The organism is Rubrilithobacter danxiaensis (assembly GCF_047272945.1).
In the GTDB taxonomy this organism is placed as follows: Bacteria; Bacteroidota; Bacteroidia; order Sphingobacteriales; family Sphingobacteriaceae; genus Rubrolithibacter; species Rubrolithibacter danxiaensis.
In genome coordinates, this window is sequence record NZ_JBKOPS010000012.1 from 56,033 (window position 1) to 73,750 (window position 17,718).

Annotated in this window: 19 protein-coding genes; 7 read left to right on the forward strand and 12 right to left on the reverse strand. The window is 37.6% G+C overall.

Going from position 1 to position 17,718, the window contains the following annotated elements:
- Nucleotides 1-56: 56 nt before the first annotated feature.
- The 3 genes from ACLCDL_RS14750 to ACLCDL_RS14760 all read right to left on the reverse strand — a co-directional run bounded on the left by ACLCDL_RS14750 (nucleotide 57) and on the right by ACLCDL_RS14760 (nucleotide 1,931).
- Nucleotides 57-842, reverse strand: coding sequence for a LiaF transmembrane domain-containing protein (locus ACLCDL_RS14750; RefSeq protein WP_423149155.1), 786 nt, complete (start codon nucleotides 840-842; stop codon nucleotides 57-59).
- Between the two features lie 117 nt (nucleotides 843-959).
- Nucleotides 960-1,538 (reverse strand): uracil-DNA glycosylase family protein, encoded by a 579-nt coding sequence (locus ACLCDL_RS14755; protein ID WP_423149156.1) that lies wholly within the window; start codon nucleotides 1,536-1,538, stop codon nucleotides 960-962.
- Nucleotides 1,539-1,571: 33 nt separating this feature from the next.
- Nucleotides 1,572-1,931 (reverse strand): hypothetical protein, encoded by a 360-nt coding sequence (locus tag ACLCDL_RS14760; protein WP_423149158.1) that lies wholly within the window; start codon nucleotides 1,929-1,931, stop codon nucleotides 1,572-1,574.
- Between the two features lie 166 nt (nucleotides 1,932-2,097).
- On the opposite strand from ACLCDL_RS14760, the gene ACLCDL_RS14765 reads away from it, so the two are divergent.
- Both ACLCDL_RS14765 and ACLCDL_RS14770 read left to right on the forward strand, forming a co-directional pair.
- On the forward strand, nucleotides 2,098-2,433 hold the full coding sequence (locus ACLCDL_RS14765; protein WP_423149159.1) for a single-stranded DNA-binding protein: 336 nt from the start codon (nucleotides 2,098-2,100) through the stop codon (nucleotides 2,431-2,433).
- A 106-nt stretch (nucleotides 2,434-2,539) separates the two neighbouring features.
- Entirely contained in the window at nucleotides 2,540-2,773 is a 234-nt protein-coding gene (locus ACLCDL_RS14770) for a hypothetical protein (RefSeq protein WP_423149161.1), read from the forward strand.
- A 61-nt stretch (nucleotides 2,774-2,834) separates the two neighbouring features.
- On the opposite strand, the gene ACLCDL_RS14775 is transcribed toward ACLCDL_RS14770, so the two are convergent.
- Complete coding sequence (locus tag ACLCDL_RS14775) at nucleotides 2,835-3,329, reverse strand: hypothetical protein (protein WP_423149162.1); 495 nt, start codon at nucleotides 3,327-3,329, stop codon at nucleotides 2,835-2,837.
- Nucleotides 3,330-3,331: 2 nt separating this feature from the next.
- Nucleotides 3,332-4,036, reverse strand: a complete 705-nt coding sequence (locus ACLCDL_RS14780; RefSeq protein ID WP_423149163.1) for an SDR family oxidoreductase — start codon at nucleotides 4,034-4,036, stop codon at nucleotides 3,332-3,334.
- 150 nt (nucleotides 4,037-4,186) lie between these two features.
- Between ACLCDL_RS14780 and ACLCDL_RS14785 the strand changes: the two genes are divergently transcribed.
- Nucleotides 4,187-5,143 (forward strand): GDP-mannose 4,6-dehydratase, encoded by a 957-nt coding sequence (locus tag ACLCDL_RS14785; protein ID WP_423149164.1) that lies wholly within the window; start codon nucleotides 4,187-4,189, stop codon nucleotides 5,141-5,143.
- Here the strand turns inward: ACLCDL_RS14785 and ACLCDL_RS14790 are convergent.
- The 5 genes from ACLCDL_RS14790 to ACLCDL_RS14810 are packed head-to-tail and all read right to left on the reverse strand — an operon-like array spanning nucleotide 5,136 to nucleotide 11,841.
- The gene (locus tag ACLCDL_RS14790) at nucleotides 5,136-6,047 is read right to left on the reverse strand and encodes a lysylphosphatidylglycerol synthase transmembrane domain-containing protein (protein WP_423149165.1); all 912 of its coding nucleotides are present in this window, start codon (nucleotides 6,045-6,047) and stop codon (nucleotides 5,136-5,138) included. The two genes, ACLCDL_RS14785 and ACLCDL_RS14790, sit on opposite strands and share 8 nt — an antisense overlap.
- Nucleotides 6,016-6,972, reverse strand: coding sequence for a glycosyltransferase family 2 protein (locus ACLCDL_RS14795; protein ID WP_423149166.1), 957 nt, complete (start codon nucleotides 6,970-6,972; stop codon nucleotides 6,016-6,018). The genes ACLCDL_RS14790 and ACLCDL_RS14795 overlap by 32 nt, the downstream gene beginning before the upstream one ends.
- Entirely contained in the window at nucleotides 6,969-8,567 is a 1,599-nt protein-coding gene (locus ACLCDL_RS14800) for an ArnT family glycosyltransferase (protein ID WP_423149167.1), read from the reverse strand. Before ACLCDL_RS14800 ends, ACLCDL_RS14795 begins: the two co-directional genes overlap by 4 nt.
- 26 nt (nucleotides 8,568-8,593) lie before the next feature.
- Nucleotides 8,594-9,781, reverse strand: coding sequence for a cation:proton antiporter (locus ACLCDL_RS14805; RefSeq protein WP_423149169.1), 1,188 nt, complete (start codon nucleotides 9,779-9,781; stop codon nucleotides 8,594-8,596).
- An 8-nt stretch (nucleotides 9,782-9,789) separates the two neighbouring features.
- Nucleotides 9,790-11,841 carry a TonB-dependent receptor gene (locus ACLCDL_RS14810; protein WP_423149171.1) on the reverse strand — a complete coding sequence of 684 codons (2,052 nt, stop codon included), beginning with the start codon at nucleotides 11,839-11,841 and terminating at the stop codon, nucleotides 9,790-9,792.
- A 127-nt stretch (nucleotides 11,842-11,968) separates the two neighbouring features.
- Here ACLCDL_RS14810 and ACLCDL_RS14815 point away from each other — a divergent pair, with 127 nt between their 5' ends.
- Nucleotides 11,969-12,709 (forward strand): YgaP-like transmembrane domain, encoded by a 741-nt coding sequence (locus tag ACLCDL_RS14815; RefSeq protein ID WP_423149172.1) that lies wholly within the window; start codon nucleotides 11,969-11,971, stop codon nucleotides 12,707-12,709.
- Nucleotides 12,710-12,815: 106 nt separating this feature from the next.
- Here ACLCDL_RS14815 and ACLCDL_RS14820 read toward each other — a convergent pair whose 3' ends face one another.
- A complete protein-coding gene (locus tag ACLCDL_RS14820) occupies nucleotides 12,816-13,376 on the reverse strand; it encodes a type 1 glutamine amidotransferase domain-containing protein (protein ID WP_423149173.1) in 561 nt (186 codons plus the stop codon).
- Between the two features lie 138 nt (nucleotides 13,377-13,514).
- Between ACLCDL_RS14820 and purN the strand changes: the two genes are divergently transcribed.
- Nucleotides 13,515-14,102, forward strand: coding sequence for a phosphoribosylglycinamide formyltransferase (gene purN / locus ACLCDL_RS14825; protein ID WP_423149174.1), 588 nt, complete (start codon nucleotides 13,515-13,517; stop codon nucleotides 14,100-14,102).
- A gap of 102 nt (nucleotides 14,103-14,204) precedes the next feature.
- A complete protein-coding gene (locus ACLCDL_RS14830) occupies nucleotides 14,205-15,353 on the forward strand; it encodes a sugar-transfer associated ATP-grasp domain-containing protein (RefSeq protein ID WP_423149175.1) in 1,149 nt (382 codons plus the stop codon).
- 35 nt (nucleotides 15,354-15,388) lie between these two features.
- Here ACLCDL_RS14830 and ACLCDL_RS14835 read toward each other — a convergent pair whose 3' ends face one another.
- Nucleotides 15,389-15,919 (reverse strand): DUF3575 domain-containing protein, encoded by a 531-nt coding sequence (locus ACLCDL_RS14835; protein ID WP_423149176.1) that lies wholly within the window; start codon nucleotides 15,917-15,919, stop codon nucleotides 15,389-15,391.
- Nucleotides 15,920-16,128: 209 nt separating this feature from the next.
- Here ACLCDL_RS14835 and purH point away from each other — a divergent pair, with 209 nt between their 5' ends.
- Nucleotides 16,129-17,655, forward strand: a complete 1,527-nt coding sequence (gene purH / locus ACLCDL_RS14840; protein ID WP_423149178.1) for a bifunctional phosphoribosylaminoimidazolecarboxamide formyltransferase/IMP cyclohydrolase — start codon at nucleotides 16,129-16,131, stop codon at nucleotides 17,653-17,655.
- Nucleotides 17,656-17,718: the final 63 nt, after the last annotated feature.

The following is a 17,718-nucleotide window of genomic DNA, read 5'->3' on the forward strand; positions in this document are numbered from 1 at the left end:
TTTATTACATTAACAAGGGTTCCCATTCTTATTTATCATTCATTCCCTGTTCAAAATCAGAAACTTCTGATTTCAATACCTCCTAAAATGGAAGTTCCTTTAATTATCAATACCTTATCAGATTCGGTGGGCTGAGAGATAAACTGACGCTTGTCTTCCACTCCGCCTAAAATTGCAACCACTTCTGAAGATACTTTCCAGTGAGACGGCACTATTATCTTAGTACCTCCCATAACCGTGGTAATTTCCAGCGTTACAGTTCCTGTAATATCTGCTTGAATGAAGTTGAGTTCTGCTCCTCCCATAATCGTCACCACGTCTCCGCCTCTGAAATTTTTACTTACAATATTCTTTTTTACTCCTCCGAACACAGCCACGGTATCTAAAAAATCTTCTTTAGAAAAAAACTCCTGCTTTACTTCAGGGCTGGAATAATCAGCAGCCGCTGTTTCATTCTCATCCTTAACTCTTTTATCCCATTCTTGATTCTTGCAGTAAGAACCCATAAAATTCCTGGATCTGTTGCGCCCGGTTATCAGGAATAAACCCAAGCCAATAATTGCCAGCGGCCAGAGAAACTCATGGAGCGAGAGGCCGGGAAAAACACGTTCTGACAAGAACAAGGTGCCTATTATTAATAGAATATAAGCGGCAGGATGGCGAAATTGATGTCTTACCCCTATTATTACTCCCCAGGCAATTAAAAGCATCGGCCAGCTTATTAGCCAGGAAGGGATAAAGAAACCGAGACTTCTAATTAATAATATAAACCCGATAATAAGCATTATGAAGCCTACCCACACTTTTCCCGAACGATGATTTTTATGATTGTGATTATACATATTCATTTTTTTATTAAAAGTATAGTGAATTACCCGATGTACAAATACCAATTAGGCAAAACGCATTAAAGAATCGGCAAACGGCAGATCTTTATCGGTGAAAATTAAAGAAAAGAATTATCGCTTTATAATCTTTTGAATTTCTTGTTGCAAAACCGGAACTACTTCCTCTACAAACCACCTGTTTTTTGAAAGCCAGAAACGGCTGTTTGGAGAGGGATGAACAATAGGAAAAAATTGAGGCAGGTAAGAATGATATGATTTTACAGTTTCAGTAAGATTTTTGTGGCGGCCTTTCAGATAATACCGCTGAGCATAGTTGCCTACAAGTAAAATCAACTCCTTATTGGGCATTTGCTTCTGTAATTCTTCGTGCCAGCTTAATGCACATTCGGGCCTTGGAGGGAGGTCGCCGCTTTTTCCTTTACCCGGATAACAAAAACCCATGGGCACAAGAGCTATAATTTCAGGATTATAAAAAACTTCATCAGAAACACCCATCCATTTTCTAAGTTGTTTGCCGCTGGCGTCATTCCAGGGAATTCTGCTTTCGTGCGCCTTTACACCCGGCGCCTGGCCAATTACAACAATCCGCGACCTAGAAGAAGCCGTTAGCAGCGGAGCAGGACCTAAAGGCAGGCAGGAAGAACACTTGTTACAAGTTCGTATTTCTTTTAATAATTCTTCTATCTCCATCACACTGCCGTTAACAAAAAGTTATAGATCTATTCAGCTCTCTTCTTTTTTCACTAATAATAGTTCTTCTTCACTTAAGCACAAATATCCAAATTCATAAACAAAAAAATAGCTTTTCCCTGTTTGTGTATTGTAAATACTGGTAATATAACCAAAATCAAATCCTTTGGCTACAAGTTTTTTTCTTGAGATCTTTGTTTTTCCGGTCGGATTGAATTCTTCCAGAATTCTGCGGTTACGCTTTAAAATAGCATTTATATTTTTTACAACCGTGTTGTTTTCATTGTAAAGCCGGTTGTTATAATTACTGCGGCATTGGTCGTCGCAAAACTTTTTATCTGCTCTGCCACGAAGTTGCCCGCCGCAGTCAAGACACAATCTTTCTGTTTCCATCTATGCTTATTTTACTTAAAGTTAATATTTATCCGATTATAAACGCTTAAAACGATTGTATTCGATAGTAAATGCTTATACTCCGGCTATGCTGTTAAATCCACATCAACTTTGTATTGTCGATCAATAAACGATCTCTTTTATTAAACTTTAAAAAACAAAAAACATGAGTACGTTAAAAAACACAGTACGTTTGGTAGGATTTCTGGGAAATGAGCCCGAATTAAAAACAGTAGGAGACAACAAAAAACTTGTTCGCCTCTCTATCGCCACAAATGATTCTTATAAAAATGATAAAGGCGAAAAAGTAGAGGAAACACAATGGCATAATCTTGTACTATGGGATCGGAATGCAACAGTGGCAGAAAAGTTTTTACACAAAGGAAGTGAAGTTACTATAGAAGGCAAACTTACCAACCGCAGCTATACCGATAAAGCCGGCATTAAAAAATATTTAACCGAAATTATTGTCAATGAAATTTTACTGATGGGTAAAAAATAAAAATTCAATTTAGCAGGAAAGTCGTTAATGGCTTTCCTGCTTAAAAATAAAGCAAGATTCATACAACTTCAGAATAACTTTCTGCGTAAAAGCTGCTATAATTACAATGAAGCAGTTATTACGAATCACCTACGACGAATCTGATTATACCTATCAGATATTGAATGAAATGCCTATTAACAATACAACTACTGAAATTCATATTTCCATGAAGGGAGAGCAGTACAGCCTTATCAGGGATGATAACCGTAAATGGATTTCAAAAGAAACGGACAACAAGCTTGATCCGGGTTTAATACAAGCGATAGGCAGAACGGTAGCGTTAAGATACCGCTTATAGCTGTAAAAGGTTTCAGGAAGAAAATCAGAAAGATTACTACTGTTCCTTGTAATCTATGCTGTCAATTAAAGTCCCGAAAATCTTTCCGTGAATAGGTTTTAGGAACAGCATGATCTCCTTCTTTAAATTTGAAGTTTACCGCCTTAATATTCTTTAATTCAGTTAAGGAAAATGTAGCTTCTGCGAGGTAGGACTCAGCCCCTGCCGAACCGGCCTGCTGAGTAAGAAATACGGCATTTGGAATAGCAACAAATATTGTGTCCTTGTTCCGTCCGATTTTTTCAAGTTTAATATCAGGATATTTAAGATTTAAGGCATCAATAATATCCTGATCTGTCAGGTTGCTCATATCGCTGGAAGCAACATGTTTTAACTCCAGTTTCTCCGTTTCGGGATTATATTCGGCTTTCCACGGCAGCACAAGTAATTTCTCTTTTGAAGGCGTTGCCTCTGAAATTTCATTTTTTGAACCTGTTTCGGTACGTTGTTTATTATCATTCTGACAGGCATACGCCAGAAACGAAACAAGTACAATACAATAAATCCTCTTATACATACTTAAGGCGTTGATACAGAAACCGGAAGAATCTTTCCGTTAAAAAACTTGTGCCCGGTTAAAGCAAAATCAGCGATATATTTTCCCATCTCGAAAGCCAGTACCGGCGATTGATAGCCTGGAAAAGCTTTTTCGAGCATTTCTGTCTGAGCTGAGCCCAGCGCCAGGCAATTAACTTTTATCTTTCGTTCACCAAGTTCCAGGGCAAGGCTTTCAGTTAGGGCATGCAATGCTGCCTTGCTTGCTGAGTAAGCCGATAAACCAGGAAATTTAACACTTCCCTGAAAACCACCCATGCTTCCAATATTTACTATATGGGAATTTTCGGCCATCAAGGGCAATAAATGCTGAATCATCTTTACATGGCCCAGCAAATTGCTCTGCAACATTTCGGCAAAATCAATTTGTGAAGTTTCTTCAAATGGCTTATTAACCAGAGCACCCGCATTATTGATAAGGACATCTACCGTTCCAAATGTTTTTTGAACGTATGGCACTAAACTCCCTTCATAATCGTCGTGTACTATATCAAATTTCGCTGGATACATTTTACCTTCCGGATTAAGACTTTGTGCTATATCGTACAAGCGCCGCAAATTCTTTTCAGACCGGGCGAGGGCAATTACTTCATTTCTGTTATCCTGAACTAACTCCAGAGCAGCTTCAAATCCAACCCCGCTGCTTGCCCCTGTTATTATAATCTTCATTGTAATTTCGAATTAATTAATAAAAGTCCAACTGTCGCCAAAAATCAAACTAATTCGGTAATAAAAAAATAATTAAAATTTGATACCATTTGTTTCATCAACCTTTTTAAGGAACAGATTATAAAAACCTTAGTTTTGCAAGAATTATATATGAAACGAGTATTAGTTACCGGCGGAGCCGGATTTATCGGCAGCAATCTGATAAAGAAGCTGTTAGAATTAACATCTTATTCTGTAGTTTGTATTGACAATTTTGATGGTTTTTATTCGAAAAAACAGAAAGAGCTGAACATACGGCCTTTTCTTAACAATAAAAACTTCGAACTGATAGAAGGAGATATCCGCAATGCAAATGATCTGGGAAAAGCTGAAGATATTACCGCAATTATCCATCTTGCGGCAAAAGCAGGTGTAAGGCCAAGCATTCAGGATCCGATATTGTATCAGGATGTAAATGTGTGCGGAACACAAAACTTACTCGAGTTCGCCAGGGAAAAGCATGTTAAACAATTTATTTTTGCTTCTTCAAGCAGTGTATACGGAGTTAATGAAAATGTTCCGTGGAATGAAGAAGAGAAATTGCTGCCTATAAGCCCGTACGCATCTACTAAACTTTCGTGCGAAATGATGGGACATGTTTATAGCCATCTTTACGGAATACGATTTTTAGCCTTACGCTTTTTCACTGTTTACGGCCCTTCTCAACGACCCGATTTAGCAATTCATAAATTCTTCAAATCTATTATAAATAATCAGCCGATTCCTGTTTTCGGCGATGGTTCAACAAGCAGGGATTATACTTTTGTGGAAGATACCGTAAAGGGAATAATTTCAGCTCTGGATTATGACGGTTCAGCATTTGAAATTATAAACCTGGGGAACCATAAAACCGTCACACTGAATCACCTTATTAACGCAATTGAAGAAATTTGCGGTAAAAAAGCAGTTATAAATCGACTGCCAGAACAACCCGGTGATGTTCCAAGAACTTACGCAGATATTTCAAAAGCCCAACGGCTATTAAATTACCAACCGGATACTACACTGGAATATGGATTAAAAAACTTTTTTGACTGGTACCAACAGCACGCGTTACAGATTAACTGATAAGCTCGTCAGTCTTTTCTTTTGCTTCTTCAGGCGTCGGTAACGGTTCAAACTCTTTTGAGCGATAAACAAACCAAATACCCGGCAAAGCTGCAATGGTTGATAAAAGTGAAAAAGTAATGGTTATAAAAACTGCCAGATTCTGATTCATGTTAAATACACCGGAAGCATGCGTCATCACATACTCGCGTATTCCAAATCCACCCACGCTTACCGGAATAATGGTGGCGATAGACGAAACAAGGAAACTAAATAAATACGGAGAAAATTTACCGCCAAAATCCTGCGATAAAAGAATAAACACAACTGCGAGCAACTGCAGCGATTGTGCCATACCTGCCTTTATATGTGCTTTAATAAAGCTTTTAGAATAATCGGCAAAAAACTTTTTTAATATCAGGTAATAGATAAGTGTCCCTGCAGCTAAAGCCCCTATCGGGAGTATGGGCGAAATATCTAGCTTTGGAATAAGGATAATGAGCGCCACACAGATAAAGCCAATTGCCCACAAACCGCTTACACGATCCAGGAAAAGTGCCAGGAATATTTTTTTTGTTGGATGCTGGAATTTTTTTCGGAGCAAATATATTTTATACCCATCACCTCCTATCCCGCCCGGCAGAAACACGTTATAGAACATCCCCAGGAGGTATAATCTGAAATTGAAATTAAAATTGAGCTTCAGCCCTATACTACTCAAAAAACTTAAAAGCCGCCACGACGAAACAACCTGCGACAAGAAATAAGTTAGCAATGCCAGCAGTATAAACAGCGGGTTACTTTTCAGGAAAAGGTTTTTTACATCGGAGAAATTAATTTTTAAGGAAACCAGGTACAGTAGAAAAACAGTAAACCCAATTTTTAAAATCAGCTTAAGAATGTCCCAGAGTTTCTTTTTGTTCATTAAAAATGCGTCTTACCTGATATGTTTTTCGATTAGTGCCTTCAAAATAAGTACGTACACTTATTTCTGCCAGAATTCCAATAGTAATTAACTGTATTCCCCCTAATAAAAGTATTAAGCCCAGAATAAGCAGCGGCTTGCCCCAGATGTCATGGCCTAAAATTTTCAGAAACAGCAGATATGCGTTTATTATTATTCCGAAGCCGAGTGAGATAAATCCAAGTGTTCCGAATAAATGCATCGGTTTTTGAATGTATTTCCTGAAAAAGACCATCGTAATAAGGTCTGCCATTACTTTAAATGTACGGTTCAATCCATATTTCGATTTACCAAATCTTCTGGCATGATGTTTAACATCTACCTGTGTAATATTGGCCCCCTGCAGCTTTGCCAGAACCGGGATAAAGCGATGCAATTCACCATAAATTCCCAGATCTTCAGCAATTTCACGTTTAAAAATTTTCAGGGTACAACCATAGTCTTTGATATAAACCCCGGTCATTCTCCGGATCAGTGCATTGGCTATTTTTGACGGAATTTTTCTCAAAAACATTCCGTCCTGCCGGTTCTTCCTGTTTCCGGCCACCACATCCCAATCTTCATCTTTTAATTTCGCAAGCATAAAAGGAATGTCGGAAGGATCATTCTGAAGATCGCCATCCAGCAAGGCTATGTATTTTCCTACTGCATGATCAATTCCGGCTGTCATTGCTGTACTCTGGCCGTAATTTTTCCTAAGCTCGACCAGTACAATCCGTTCATCAGCATGTGTCCGAATTTCTTTCTGCGTGCCGTCATTAGAGCCATCATCAACAAAAACAACTTCATAATCAATTCCAGATAACGCTTCTCTTATTGCCGTAATTAAAGGGGCAATATTTTCCCGCTCGTTCAGCACCGTTATCACTACAGAAAGCTCTCTCATTTTACTTCAAAAAGTTTAAGGTTGCTCTTATATGTTTTAAGCAAAACAGCTTTTGGATTTTGCAAATTTTCGCCAAATGTAAGATAATAACCCGGCTTAATATCCTCTTCAACAACTTTTACCTGGCTCATTCTGGTTCGTTCTATGTAAAAAATCAGGCGGTCGTAAAAAGGAATAGCAAGCACATCGGGATGATATTTATAAAAATAAAAATCTTTGCCCTGGCTGTCACTTCCCATTTCTATTGATATATTTTTATAATAACGATTATCATTATGGTTTAGCCGATATGGAAGAACAAAGAAGCTGAAAGCAAGCCTGGCAACTAAAAGTATGGCTATAAAAGCTACTATTTTCTGCGATTCCAGCTTATAAACAAGCCAGGTAAAAAAGGCCAGCAAAATAAATATACCCGTTACTTTATACAAAAGTGCAGGTACAAAAGCGTCGAGCCCGGCAAAGGGTACGGCCAGCACCGATAGTGTAAAAAGAATACTTATTACTAAAAGAAGTACCTCAAATATTTTGTTTACCCTGTGCAGTTTATCACGAAAAGTAAAAAAAGCGTAGGACCAAAGCGTAAATAAAAGCGGATATAACATAAGCAAATACCTGGGGCGTGTTTGAGGAGAAAGCCAGTATACTACGATATTTACCAGGAAAACAAGAGTAATATATTTAAGAAAGGGAGTCCGTTTAACGGCATGAACAAACCCGGAATTAAAGCAAAAGAGAATGAGCAAACTTGCAGGAAAAAGGTGGCCCGCATGTTCAATCGGGAATAAAAGGATGTATTTTAATGTTGGCCAGAAACCTACACGGACGGCAGTACGCTGGCTGCTTTGATCCCATATAGTAGAAAAATAGCCGGTTAAATCGGGATTGTACCGAGAGTAGTTAAGAAAGTAGGCCCCAATTATTACTAAACAAAGCAAACCGCAAAGTATGTGCTGCCAGCTAAACAGTTTCTTAAAATTTTTGGTATAAACAAGCAAAGTAAGTATGGTAAAGCCCTGAAAAACAATAGAAGGAAGACCTTTTGCCAAAAAAGTAAAAGCTGTAATAAGGTAAGAAACCAGAAAAAGAAGGAACCATTGTTTCCGTTCATAGAAGTAAAAAATACTCATGAATGACAGAAACGTAAGCCAGGAATAAAAAATATCAATATGGCCGAGCATGGAATCATAGAACAGCATTCTTCCGTTAACCATAAATAAAATTCCGCTAAGCGCTGCTATTCGCGTGTCTTTTAGAAAATACTTTACACTATAAAAAATAGTTATTGCAAAAAGGAATAGCGGAACAAGTGCCGGAAGCCGGGTTACAAACTCGGAAAAGTTATTGGTAAGCAGATAAAAGGAAGCTAATATCCAGTTATACAAGGGGGGCTTGTTATAATAATATTCTCCGGCGATAGTAGGAACGGCATAGTTTTTTGAGAGAATCATTTCCAATGCTACGTTTGCCCTTGTAGGTTCATCTGCGAACAATGGCAATAAACCCAAATTGAAGAAAAAGGCGGGCACTGCAAACAGCAGCAGGATGAAAAAAACTTTTTCTGGATTAGCCTCCAGCCAGGCTTCTAATTTCTGCATCAAAATAAATGCAAAGATAAAAAGCTTTACTGATCTGCTTTAGCATCTTTTTTTGAATAAGCCAGTAATCCGAAACTCATTATTAAACACGTAGAAAGAATCACTAAAAACATCAAGCCTGTTTCTACTCCTAAAATCCTGAATTGCTGCGGTAAATGATAGTATAAGAGAATACTTATTAAACCGCGGGGGCTAACAATAACTTCGGGGAAAAAATTTGACTTTGCAAAAAGTTTAAGACCTGCTATCCGGATAATATAAATAGCGACAATTATACAAATACCATACTGAAGAATTGAAATGCTGCGTAATTCTTCAATATGCATGGTAAAACCAAAAATAACAAAGAAGAAAGTACGTACAATAAATGCACTTTCTGCAGATAACTGAAAAAGCTGCACAAGGTCTTTCGACAACTGAGGATAAATAAAATACTTTTTAAAAAGCGGAATTTTGATTTCATCGGCATTATTAAGGAACAAACCGAATGCAAGTACAATTATAAGAGAGGACAAATGATATTGCTGCCCGAGTGAGTAAATAAGCACAAGGATAGCCAGTATTAGGAAAAACTTAATATGATGATGAATTCTCCCCATAATATAAAGCAGCAAAGCACATGATATAACTGCTATAACAGCTATGGAACCGATCTCGGCGCTTAGACTAACAAAAGATGAAAGATTTATATTTTGATTGGTGATAACAAAATTAAATAAGATAATACCCAGAATATCAGAAAAGGAAGATTCATAAATTACAAATTCCTTTTTTTCTTTACTTATTGCCGATGCTGAAGGAATTGCAATAGACGAACTAACAATACTAAAAGGAATTGCATTGGCAAAGCACAAATAGAGATCAGCTTTTGTAAGAAAGTGTAAGATAAAAGCAATCACAAAAGTATTGGTTAGCAAGATGATAAAGGCTGAAAATATAGCCCTTTTTATAATCTGGTTTTTTTCTCTGTGATACTTCAATTCCAGTGCGCCCTCAAACACAATCAATATCAATCCCACGGCACCCAAAGGCGGAAGAATGGTAATGAAATTGAATGTTGGCAAAGCAAAATAAGTAACCAGTTCGCGTAAGCCAATACCGGAAAACAATAAAAGCAATACAGACGGAAGTTTAGTTTTGCTGGCAATCAGATCAAAGAGATACGAGAATATTACAAGCCCGCTTAAAAGCATCAATATCTGGTAGGTAGTCATAATTTGATTTATTTAAACGTTGCTTTAATTCCTGCGTAATAATTTCGTGGGGCAGAAGGGTTGTAATACCTTTTGCCAAAAGCATTCAAATCATTTCCAAGACTGTACTTAATATCAAAAATATTATCCACACCGGCAAATAATTGAAATGCTCTTCCTTTAACTATTTTATCCCAACTTCCTTTAAGCTGAAATAAATTATATTGTTTTGAGAATTCGGTATTGGCATCGTTAAGCGGAATACCGGCAGTGAAATTATGTTGAATAAATAAAGAAAGATCAGCAGGTAAACGAATATCAAGGCTGTTTACCCAGACATGCTTTGGAACACCGGTAAGCCAGTTTCCGGAATAATCATCGGAAGCATTCTGGTAGTTTGAAAATTTAAAATGACTGTAGGTATAACCTGAATTGAGTTGAACGCCACGAAAAATGCCGGAAGTTTTTAAGGGAATTATCCAGGACATCAACTGAGTTTCTATCCCTGTTTGTTTTGTTCCGCCCGCATTTACAAAATACTCTGCATCGTTTGCATTAAGCCTGCGAACAATAGCATTAGTAAGATCGTATCTAAAAATAACACCGTCAAAATAAAACCGGCTGTTACTGCTTTTGTACCGGAATCCGGTTTCGTAATTCCAGCCGCTTTCGGGCTCAAGGCTGGTATTTATATTATTATCTGAAGACCGCACTTCCGCAATAGTGGGTGGAGAATATCCCCTGCTTGCAGATGCACGCCAGGAAAAATTAGTATTTATCGGGTAGGATAATCCAATCCTTGGCATTAGCTGTGCTTTAAATTTATTTTCTTCTAATGGTTCATTTAACATTAATGATCGGTACTTATAACCATAATAGTTTACACTTGCAGCTACTTCCAGTACCATTTTGTGTATTGTAGCAGAAAAATGATTAAAAAAGAAATACTGATCTGCTTTAAGCTGATCAGATGACTGTGTATTTCCTTTACGCCCCTGCAAATTATCATAATTTGTAATATCCGAAGCAGTGCGGCCTCCTTCTAATCCTATTTGCCATTGCAAATTTACATTCGACTGGTTTCTATTTTTAAGTTCAAAGTAAGTACGCAGGCCAAGTGTGCTTTCATTTCGTACCTCGTAATTGGTTATAAAAGGGTTCGAAAAATCAGTATTCGAACCATACAAGGCAATTACATGTCGAAAGGTTGGACTAAAGCGAAATTCATTTACTATACCTGCCAGGGATGTTCTGTTAAAAATACTCGCTTTCTGTTCAATTGCTCCGGGTGTATTTCCTGCACGGGGACGTGCCAGACGAGGATTTTGCTCCATCTGGGATGCGGTTAAACCTCCCGGAGTTTGATAATTCAAATCAGAAAATAAAAGCAGGGCACGTAATTCTCCTTTATCAGCATATTGCCATCGCTGGTACGCTTGCACAAAATTCCGTTTTAATGCTGAATTTTCCCTATACCCGTTTGATTGCTGCGAGGCCTGGTTAATATCGAGGCTGTAATTTTTCCATGCTTTATGAAATAAAGTTTTTTCATAATTATATCCATAAGAACCCGCCTGTAGAGTTGCTGAAACAAGAGTGCTATCTATCTTCCTGTCACTGGTACTTATTAAAATTACCCCTCCGGAATTTGCACCAAATACACTTGCCTCCGGCCCTTTAAGAATTTCCATCCGGCTCACACTTCCTGCGTCCAGCGCATTCAAATAGGTGTTTCCGCCAGCATCTGTAAGGGGAATTTCATCTATATACATTTTCACATTCCGTATCCCGAAAGGTGAACGAAGTAAGCTTCCTCGGATAGACAAACGGTAACTTCCCGGCGACCGTTCTTCCATCCGCACCCCCGGAACCGTATTTACAGCTGACACAAGCGACGATTCTGGCTGGTTTTGCAGTTGCCCGCTATTTATTATGCTGACAGAGGCCGGCAATTGCAAAACAGGTTGCTGAGAAAAATAAGCCTGTACAACAATTTCCTGTAAAGTATCGGCTTTTCTCTGTGCTATTACTGTATTTGCTATCAGGATCAGTATTAAAAAACAACTTACTTTTTTACTCATGTACTATTTTTAATGGAATACAATGAATTTGCCAGAATTAACAAAAAAGAACAGTATTCCCATTCATTTTAAAAAAAACAAACTCTGAGAGAGCTCAAGCGTTGCTAAGATATAAACCTTTAACAGTATGGCAATAACATTTCGACAACTCAGAGAAGAAAACCGACACAACCTTCCGCAAAATAGTACCGATTCTATTAATGTCAATTTACCGGAACGTATGGTTTCTGTTTTTGGAGGCACCCTGTTAGGACTTAACGCCATTAAAAATATGTTCGGCAGCCCACTGTTTGCATTGACTGAGGCAACAGTAGCGGGACTTCTTTTATACAGGGGAGTTACCGGCAATTGTCCGGTTTACCGGCGTTTAGGAAGAGATACTAATAAAGTGGAAGCGGTAAACATACGCCAAACAATTGTTGTAAATAAACCTCGTAATGAAGTTTACCAGTTCTGGAGGAAGTTAGAGAACCTTCCTGTGTTCATGAATCATTTAGAAGATGTTTATCAGACTGATTCCAAACATTCTCACTGGGTAGCACGAATACCGGGAAACATGGGAAAAATCAGCTGGAATGCAGAAATTGTTAAAGAAAAGGAAGACAATTTTATAGGATGGCGCTCCGTAAAAGGATCGGCGATAAACAATGCCGGAAAAGTAGAATTTACTGATTCACCTTCCGGCGGAACAGAAATTCAGGCGGTGATAAGTTACCATGCACCTGCCGGCGGTTTCGGCACAAGTGTAGCAAAGCTTATCAATCCTGTTTTTGAAAAAATAATTAGAGAAGATATCCTTAATTTCAAACATTATATTGAAGTAGGAGAAATTCCGGTTACGGCGCAATTCATGAACAGAATGGACTAAAACAAATTCTTCCAATATTTTGCCGCCTCAAAAGGAGTTTTTAATTGATCTTGTTATATATAATAAATAGCCGCTTTCACGGCTATTTATGGTTAAGGTACTTTTATCAGGAATGCTGGCCTGCATGAACACCTTCAGCAAATTCTTCACACATTTTTCTGTTGAAAGCGGGAAGATCGCCGGGATTTCTGCTGGTAACAAGCCCCTGGTCTACCACCACTTCCTGATCTACCCAATTTGCTCCTGCATTTATCAGGTCGGGTTTAATGGAAGGATAAGATGTCATTTTACGTCCTTCCACCACCCCTGCTGTTATTAAACTTTGAGGGCCGTGGCAGATAGCTGCAACAGGTTTTCCGGCATCAAAAAAAGACTTTATAAAATTAATAGCATCGGTATTTAACCGAAGCTGATCGGGATTAATTACGCCGCCGGGCAAAACCAACGCATCGTATTCCTCGGCTTTGGCTTCAGATACCTGCTTATCCACCGGAAGTTCAATAGACCATTGATGATCTTTCATTGCCTTCACTTTTTCTTTCTGAGGCGATACAATATGAACGGTGGCTCCTGCCTCTTCCAGCGCTTGTTTAGGGCTTGTTAACTCTACTTCTTCAAAGCCACTTTCAGTTAAAACAGCAATGTTACAATTACTAAGATTAGCCATAATACATAAAATTTAAAGGTAAATACTTAATAGAGGTGTATTATAAACTACATCAGCTCAAATTATTTGTTTAGTTTTTTTAAAGCTTCTTGCGCTGATCTTGCTCAAAATAATATCTTTGAAGAGAAACATAAGTATATGGTATTAAAAAAGCGCATTGCAATTTTCGCATCAGGTTCCGGATCGAACGCTCAAAAAATCATGGAACATTTTAAAAATAACAACGATGCTGAAGTAGCCATTGTATTAACAAATAATCCCGAAGCTTATGTACTTCAACGTGCCGATAACTTTGAGATTCCTTCACACGTTTTCGATAAGTTTGAATTTTACAAAACCGATAACGTTATTAATCTTTTAAAAGGTCTGCAAATAGATATCATAGTATTAGCCGGTTTTTTATGGCTTGTGCCCGAAAGTCTTTTAAAGGCTTTTCCTAATAAAATAATCAACATTCATCCCGCTCTTTTACCTAAATACGGAGGTAAAGGCATGTATGGCGACAACGTTCATAAAGCGATTTTAGAGAATAAGGAAGAAGAATCAGGGATAACCATTCATTTTGTGAATGAACATTTTGACGAAGGAGAGATAATTCACCAATCGCGATTTAGAATAGAAAAAGACGACGACCTCGAAATGATAAAATTTAAAGGCCAGCAGCTTGAGCACCATCATTTCCCAAGGGTGATTGAGCAGCTTTTAAAGAAAATGAAAAGCCTGTAAACTGCTTTTATCAAATTATTATCCTGGCATCCAACAACATTGTTAATGTATTGTTATTGATAAATTCTTTCTTCAGAATAAACCAATATAATACCTGTTGCCATGAATGTGAACAAGGCCAGAGTGAAGAGCATGCGCTTTTCGGAGGATTTTATTTATCACCTCAGCTGTTCGTTAGGCAGGATAACCCATTTGATAAAGCTTTTAAAAGGCCAAAAGCAATACATACAAGCCAAAAGTTATTTTCCTGAACATCCATTAAAAAGCAAAAAACAGATCTTTTTTGAGCAACTAAGGCATGTTTTAAAATACGGAGAGATAAACAACTTATATTTTATAAGCGGTTTTGACAGGAAAGGTAATCCGTATGCAAAAGATACAATTTCACATAGTAAGTTAAAATATATTCGGGATAAGCAGAATTTTGTTCCCAATTCGTGTGCCAGTCCGTATAATTTCATTTGCATCTTACGTGATAAATTTACTTTTGGCGCTTTTTGTAAAGGAATTGGCATCGAAACTCCGGATAATATTGCTTTAACAGATGGAATACACATTCAGTTAGTTGAGGATAAGATTACGCTTCCTATAGAAAAAATCAGTGAATTAATTATCGATGCTTTTTGTAAAGCAATTTCGGGCGAACAGGGAACAGGTACTTTTGCCTTAGAAATAAAAGACGCTAAAATTTACAAAAACGGCAGCGCAATTTCTTTAGGAGAATTAAAAGACTTATTAACAGGCAATAAATGGATTATACAGAAAAGGCTGGAGGATCAGCACGAAGCTCTAGGTTGTTTCCACGAACAATCCGTTAATACTATCCGGTTAATAACTGTTCACTCCGGCTCTTCAACGGAAGTTATCGGGGCTGCACTAAGAATGGGAACGGGTGGAAGCAGAGTAGATAACTGGAATGCCGGGGGTATATTCGTACAAATAGAAACAGAAACGGGAAAATTAAAAAAACATGCCTTTTTCAAACCCAAATATGGAACAAAAGTTGAGAAACATCCCGATTCAGATATTGTATTTGAAGGATATAAATTGCCTTTTTTTAAAGAAGCGGTTGATAAAGCAATGTACTTTCACAGCTTGTTATCTGGCATCTACTCCATTGGTTGGGATATTGCGATTACAGCAAAAGGTCCTGTCTTTATAGAAGGGAATGATAACTGGGATGTCAGCTTTCTTGAGGTTATCAGCAACGGCACAAAAAAGTGTATTGAAGTGCTTGAAAAAAAATCTTAATAGCATCAGCATCTTTAACAAAATCTTGTGTATAGTTAAAAACCTAATCCCAAAGAAAGTCCTGTTCTTAATCCAAATCCGTTTATTCCTCCGCTGATGTCTATATCCTCATCTCCTGATTCAGCTTTATATTTTCCGGAATTAAAACTCGGGCCAAAGAAAAGATCAAGTGTAAAATTGCTTTTAAAAACCCACTGACGGCCAATAAGGGCACCTCCTCCAAATGAAGAATAGGATCCTTTATTATCATTCTCCTTTAATTTATAATTTTGATAGCGAAGAAAAGGAGCAAGATAAACACCACTTAAAGCGTTCGCTTTCGGGAAATATCTGTATTCCGGCGTAAGTGCCAGTCCTGTAAACTTTGTATCATCCAGTTTCAAACCTGTATAAGCTACACCTAATTGTAACGAGCCGTTGTCAGCAACCTTTCGCTCATAAAATACAGATCCGACACGCAGCAAAGCGCTTAAGGGATTTATCTTAAATGTATTATTAACTTCCTGTGCGACTAGAGAACTACCTGCAAAAAAGACAAGCAAAGTGATAAGTAAAGGCTTTTTCATAATAACTTTTTCAACAGATACGAAAAAATCGATCGTTCTGTAACAGGTTTTTTAAGCAAACTGTATAAAAATTTATCAGCCTCAATTGTCTGATGTAAAAAGCAACTCTGCAAATTCAAAAATCAGGAATAAAAACATTAAAATACTACGCTGATACGCTTAGTAATCATTCAAAAAAACTATCTTTGCCGCTTCAATTTACCCTATAAATGAGTCATCCTGTTAAAATTAAAAACGCCTTAATTTCAGTCTATTACAAAGACAATTTAGAACCATTGATACACCAGTTAAATAAAAACGGTGTTACTATTTATTCAACCGGTGGAACGGAAAAATTTATCCGGGAGCTGGGAGTTGACGTAGTTGCGGTAGAAGACCTGACAGGTTATCCTTCTATTCTGGGAGGACGGGTAAAAACATTGCATCCAAAGGTTTTTGGAGGTATCTTATCAAGAAGAAACCTGAATGAAGATAAAGCACAGATAGAACAATATGAAATCCCCGAAATCGATCTTGTAATTGTTGACCTTTATCCTTTTGAGGAAACTGTTAGTTCGGGTGCATCAGAAGAAGATATTATTGAAAAAATTGATATCGGTGGAATTTCACTGATCCGGGCTGCTGCCAAAAATTTCAATGATGTTGTCATTATTGCTTCAAAAAATGACTATACTACCCTTCAAAACATTCTCGAAGAGAATAACGGCGAAACCACATTAGAACAACGCCGCGAATTCGCAAAAAAAGCGTTCAATACCTCATCTCACTACGATACCGCAATTTTCAATTATTTTAATAACGATGAGTCGTTACAGGTATTTAAACAAAGTGAACAACAGGTAAAAACGCTGCGTTATGGAGAAAACCCACATCAGAAAGGCTTTTTCTATGGCGATTTAGACCGTATGTTCACAAAACTTAACGGAAAAGAACTTTCGTATAATAACCTGGTAGATGTGGATGCCGCGGTTGCATTAATTGATGAATTTACTGAACCAACTTTTGTAATACTGAAACACACCAATGCCTGCGGCGTAGCTACCCGCTCCAATCTTCTTGAAGCCTGGAAAGATGCTTTAGCCTGCGATCCGGTTTCAGCTTTCGGAGGTGTTATAATTTGTAACGGAGAAGTTGACGGGGAAACAGCAAAAGAAATTAATAAACTATTTTTTGAAGTACTCATTGCGCCATCTTTTTCAGAAGAGGCAACTAAGATTCTTACCGAAAAGAAAAATCGTATCCTTTTAATCCGAAACAACGTAGAACTGCCAAAAAAACAGTTCAAAACACTCCTTAACGGAGTAATTGAACAAGATAAGGATCTAACTATTGAAGGCGAAGATTTGATGAATCCGGTTACCAACCGCAAACCGACAGCCGAAGAATTGAAAGATTTATTTTTTGCCAATAAAATTGTAAAACATACTAAATCAAATACAATTGTACTGGCAAAAGGCGGACAGCTTTTAGCAAGCGGCGTAGGACAAACATCGCGGGTGGATGCGCTGAAACAAGCCCTTGAAAAAGCAAAATCTTTCGGTTTTGATGTACGCGGATCGGTAATGGCTTCGGATGCATTTTTCCCTTTTCCAGATTGTGTAGAAATTGCCGCAGATGCAGGAATTTCTGTAGTATTGCAACCCGGCGGATCAATTAAAGATCAGTTATCTGTAGATATGGCAAATGAAAAAAATATTAGCATGGTAATGACCGGTGTACGTCATTTCAAACATTAATAATTAAATCTCATACAATATTTTCTATATTTTAGAATTAATAGAAAGAGATCAAAATAATAT

Excerpts from the sequence above, each read along its gene's own strand:
- ACLCDL_RS14805 (WP_423149169.1), bottom strand. The coding sequence starts at position 9,781 with ATGACTACCTACCAGATATTGATGCTTTTAAGCGGGCTTGTAATATTC.
- ACLCDL_RS14800 (WP_423149167.1), bottom strand. The coding sequence starts at position 8,567 with ATGCAGAAATTAGAAGCCTGGCTGGAGGCTAATCCAGAAAAAGTTTTT.
- ACLCDL_RS14750 (WP_423149155.1), bottom strand. The coding sequence starts at position 842 with ATGTATAATCACAATCATAAAAATCATCGTTCGGGAAAAGTGTGGGTA.
- purH (WP_423149178.1), top strand. The coding sequence starts at position 16,129 with ATGAGTCATCCTGTTAAAATTAAAAACGCCTTAATTTCAGTCTATTAC.
- ACLCDL_RS14765 (WP_423149159.1), top strand. The coding sequence starts at position 2,098 with ATGAGTACGTTAAAAAACACAGTACGTTTGGTAGGATTTCTGGGAAAT.
- ACLCDL_RS14830 (WP_423149175.1), top strand. The coding sequence starts at position 14,205 with ATGAATGTGAACAAGGCCAGAGTGAAGAGCATGCGCTTTTCGGAGGAT.
- ACLCDL_RS14815 (WP_423149172.1), top strand. The coding sequence starts at position 11,969 with ATGGCAATAACATTTCGACAACTCAGAGAAGAAAACCGACACAACCTT.
- ACLCDL_RS14785 (WP_423149164.1), top strand. The coding sequence starts at position 4,187 with ATGAAACGAGTATTAGTTACCGGCGGAGCCGGATTTATCGGCAGCAAT.
- ACLCDL_RS14760 (WP_423149158.1), bottom strand. The coding sequence starts at position 1,931 with ATGGAAACAGAAAGATTGTGTCTTGACTGCGGCGGGCAACTTCGTGGC.
- ACLCDL_RS14810 (WP_423149171.1), bottom strand. The coding sequence starts at position 11,841 with ATGAGTAAAAAAGTAAGTTGTTTTTTAATACTGATCCTGATAGCAAAT.
- ACLCDL_RS14790 (WP_423149165.1), bottom strand. The coding sequence starts at position 6,047 with ATGAACAAAAAGAAACTCTGGGACATTCTTAAGCTGATTTTAAAAATT.
- ACLCDL_RS14795 (WP_423149166.1), bottom strand. The coding sequence starts at position 6,972 with ATGAGAGAGCTTTCTGTAGTGATAACGGTGCTGAACGAGCGGGAAAAT.
- ACLCDL_RS14780 (WP_423149163.1), bottom strand. The coding sequence starts at position 4,036 with ATGAAGATTATAATAACAGGGGCAAGCAGCGGGGTTGGATTTGAAGCT.
- purN (WP_423149174.1), top strand. The coding sequence starts at position 13,515 with ATGGTATTAAAAAAGCGCATTGCAATTTTCGCATCAGGTTCCGGATCG.
- ACLCDL_RS14770 (WP_423149161.1), top strand. The coding sequence starts at position 2,540 with ATGAAGCAGTTATTACGAATCACCTACGACGAATCTGATTATACCTAT.
- ACLCDL_RS14835 (WP_423149176.1), bottom strand. The coding sequence starts at position 15,919 with ATGAAAAAGCCTTTACTTATCACTTTGCTTGTCTTTTTTGCAGGTAGT.
- ACLCDL_RS14755 (WP_423149156.1), bottom strand. The coding sequence starts at position 1,538 with ATGGAGATAGAAGAATTATTAAAAGAAATACGAACTTGTAACAAGTGT.
- ACLCDL_RS14820 (WP_423149173.1), bottom strand. The coding sequence starts at position 13,376 with ATGGCTAATCTTAGTAATTGTAACATTGCTGTTTTAACTGAAAGTGGC.
- ACLCDL_RS14775 (WP_423149162.1), bottom strand. The coding sequence starts at position 3,329 with ATGTATAAGAGGATTTATTGTATTGTACTTGTTTCGTTTCTGGCGTAT.